The organism is Acidovorax delafieldii 2AN (assembly GCF_000175235.1).
GTDB lineage: Bacteria > Pseudomonadota > Gammaproteobacteria > Burkholderiales > Burkholderiaceae_C > Acidovorax > Acidovorax delafieldii_B.
The window spans coordinates 1-3,129 of record NZ_ACQT01000339.1 but is presented as its reverse complement, the minus strand read 5'-3'; the positions used below and the strand labels follow the sequence as shown (position 1 = coordinate 3,129).

The following is a 3,129-nucleotide window of genomic DNA, read 5'->3' as shown; positions in this document are numbered from 1 at the left end:
CGCCGCGTTGCGCGCGCGAGTGGCTGTGCACGGCTTCCACCAGCGCAGCCACATGCTCGGGCGGGGTGAACTGGCTGATGCCGTGGCCCAGGTTGAAAATGTGCGTGGGGCCGGTCGTGGTGCGGTCGGTGTGCGGCTTGCCGAAGCTGTCGAGCACGGCGTGCACCTGCGTGACGATCTGCGCGGGCGGGGCGAACAGCACGTTGGGGTCGATATTGCCCTGCAGCGCCTTGCCGGGGCCGCCCACTTGGCCACCGACGATGGCGCGCGCCTTGCCGAGGTTGGCCGTCCAGTCCAGGCCCAGCACCTCGCAGTCGATGTCCTTCATGTCGTCGAGCCAGATGCCGCCGCCCTTGGTGAAAACGATGCGCGGCACGTCCTGCCCGTCCACGCCGGTGCGCTTGAGCTGCGCGAGCACGCGGCGGGTGTATTCCAGGCTGAACTGCTGGAACGCGCCGTCGGCCAGCACGCCGCCCCAGCTGTCGAAAATCATCACGGCCTGGGCGCCCGCGTCGATCTGGGCGTTGAGGTAGGAGGCCACGGCGTCGGCGTTCACGGCCAGGATGCGGTGCATCAGGTCGGGGCGGCTGTACATCAGCGTCTTGACGAGGCGGTAGTCGTCGCTGCCCTTGCCCTCGACCATGTAGCAGGCCAGCGTCCAGGGGCTGCCCGAGAAGCCGATCAGCGGCACGCGGCCGTTGAGGGCCTTGCGGATGCTGGTGACGGCGTCGAACACGTAGCGCAGCTTGTCCAGGTCGGGTGCGGCCAATTGCGCCACGTCGGCCTCGGTGCGCACCGATTGGGCGAAGCGCGGGCCCTCGCCCTCGGCGAACGACAGGCCCAGGCCCATGGCGTCGGGCACGGTGAGGATGTCGCTGAACAGAATGGCGGCATCGAGCGGGAAGCGCTCCAGCGGCTGCAGCGTGACCTCGGTGGCGTAGTCCACGTTCATCGCCAGGCCCATGAAGCTGCCCGCCTGGGCGCGCGTGGCCTTGTATTCGGGCAGGTAGCGGCCCGCCTGGCGCATCAGCCACAGGGGGGTGTAGTCGGTGGCCTGGCGGCGGCAGGCGCGCAGGAAGGTGTCGTTGGTGAGGGGGGCGAAGGAGGTGCTCATGCCCCCGATTGTCTCAGGCCGCGCCGCGCGGGTTGTGCGCAGCCCCAAGAGGGGGTGAACGCCGGGCGCAGAGGGCCCGGGCGCGGCCACCCCCAAGGGGCGGGTCACGCCGTCGCGCGGGCCAGCGCCTGGTCGATGTCCCAGAGGATGTCGTCGATGTCCTCCACGCCCACGCTCAGGCGCACCATGTCGGCACTCACGCCGGCGCGGGCGAGTTCTTCGTCATTGAGCTGGCGGTGCGTGGTTGAGGCCGGGTGGATGACCAGCGTCTTGGCGTCGCCGATGTTGGCCAGGTGGCTCAAAAACTCGCAGGCGTCGATGAACTTCTCGCCGGCCGCGGCGCCACCTTCGATGCCGAAGGTGAGGATGCCCGAGGCGCCCGGCGCCCCGTCCACGGCGCGGAACTGCTTGTGCGCCAGCGCGTGGTGCGGCGAGCCCGGCAGGCCGGGGTAGTTGACCCAGCGCACTTTCGGGTGGCCCTGCAGGAACTGCGCCACCTGGAGCGCGTTGCGGCAGTGCTCGCGCATGCGCAGGTGCAGCGTTTCGGCGCCCTGCAGCAGCAGCCAGGCGTTCAGGGGCGAGAGCACGCCGCCAAAGGTGCGGTTGACCTCCATGCGCGCCTTCATGGTGTAGCCGAAGTCGCCGAAGGTCTCGTAGAACTTCACGCCGTGGTAGGCGCGGCTGGGCTCCACCATCTCGGGGAACTTGCCGTTGTCCCAGGGGAACTTGCCGCCTTCCACCACCACGCCGCCCATGGTGGTGCCGTGGCCGCCGATGTACTTGGTGGCGCTGTGCACCACGATATCGGCGCCAAACTGCAGAGGGTTGCACAGGTAGGGGCTGGCCACGGTGTTGTCGATGACGAGCGGCACGCCGTGGGCGTGCGCCACCTCGGCAATCGCGGCAATGTCGAGCACGTTGACCAGGGGGTTGCCGATGGTTTCGCCATACACGGCGCGGGTGTTCGGGCGCATGGCGCGGGCGAAATTCTCGGGGTCGGCCGGGTCCACGCAAGTGGTCTCGATGCCGAGCCGGGAAAAGCCCACGCCGAGCTGCCCCACCGTGCCGCCATAGAGCGTGCTGGCCGCGACGATGTGGTCACCAGTTTTCAGGATGGCCAGCAGCGCCGCCATCTGCGCGGCCATGCCGCTGGCGCAGGCCAGCGCGGCGCGGCCGCCCTCCAGGTTGGCGATGCGCTCTTCCAGCACGGCGACCGTGGGGTTGCTGATGCGGCTGTAGACGTTGCCGAAGGTCTGCAGGTTGAACAGGCTGCTGGCGTGCTCGGCGTCGTCGAACACGAAGCTGGTCGTCTGGTGGATGGGCGTGGCGCGGGCGCCGGTCACCGGGTCGGGCTGGGCGCCGGCGTGGATGGCGCGGGTGCCGAAGCCGTAGGCGTGGTCGGTGCCGGAAGAAGGTGTGTGGGCCATGGTTTTTGAATAAAAAGTGCCTCCGGCGCTTATCTGGCAAGCGCTGGCAGCTATCAATAAGGGAGCTGCCGCAGCCGCTTGGCGGTGATCACGCCGGTGTTCACGCCCATCCAGCCCAGGCCGCCGAACAGGCGTGCGTGCTCGATCTTCACGCAGCGGTTCTGGATGACCTGCAGGCCCGCGTCCTCGGCGCGCTGGGCGGCTTCTTCATGCACCACGCCGAGCTGCAGCCACAGGCAGCGCGCGCCAATGGCCACCGCTTCCTCGGCCAGCGGCGGAATGTCCTCGCTCTTGCGAAAGCAGTCCACCATGTCGATGCGGCCGCCCTGGCGCGCGATGGCCTGTTCGGCCTCGTGCAGGCTGGCGTGGCAGGGCTCACCCAGGATGCTGCCGCCCTCGCGGGCCACCACCGGGTTCACGGGCACGATGCGGTAGCCGTGCGCCTGCATGTACTTGGCGGCGAAAAAGCTGGGGCGGTGCCACTGCGGCGACAGGCCCACCACCGCGATGGTGCGGCAGTGGCCCAGCACGTCGCGCAGGGTGCTGATGGTGTCGGGGGTGCGGCTCATGCGGGGCAGTGTACGCAAG

Annotated in this window: 3 protein-coding genes; all 3 read right to left on the bottom strand. The window is 69.3% G+C overall.

Features of this window, described 5'->3' with window-relative positions:
- On the bottom strand, window positions 1-1,114 hold a 1,114-nt coding region (gene hemE, locus ACDELDRAFT_RS20650; protein ID WP_005800032.1), incomplete at its 3' end, for a uroporphyrinogen decarboxylase.
- Between the two features lie 104 nt (window positions 1,115-1,218).
- Complete coding sequence (locus tag ACDELDRAFT_RS20645; RefSeq protein WP_005800031.1) at window positions 1,219-2,541, bottom strand: O-acetylhomoserine aminocarboxypropyltransferase/cysteine synthase family protein; 1,323 nt, start codon at window positions 2,539-2,541, stop codon at window positions 1,219-1,221.
- Window positions 2,542-2,594: 53 nt separating this feature from the next.
- Window positions 2,595-3,110 carry a CoA-binding protein gene (locus ACDELDRAFT_RS20640; RefSeq protein WP_005800030.1) on the bottom strand — a complete coding sequence of 172 codons (516 nt, stop codon included), beginning with the start codon at window positions 3,108-3,110 and terminating at the stop codon, window positions 2,595-2,597.
- Between the last annotated feature and the right edge of the window lie 19 nt (window positions 3,111-3,129).

Excerpts from the sequence above, each read along its gene's own strand:
- ACDELDRAFT_RS20645 (WP_005800031.1), bottom strand. The coding sequence starts at position 2,541 with ATGGCCCACACACCTTCTTCCGGCACCGACCACGCCTACGGCTTCGGC.
- ACDELDRAFT_RS20640 (WP_005800030.1), bottom strand. The coding sequence starts at position 3,110 with ATGAGCCGCACCCCCGACACCATCAGCACCCTGCGCGACGTGCTGGGC.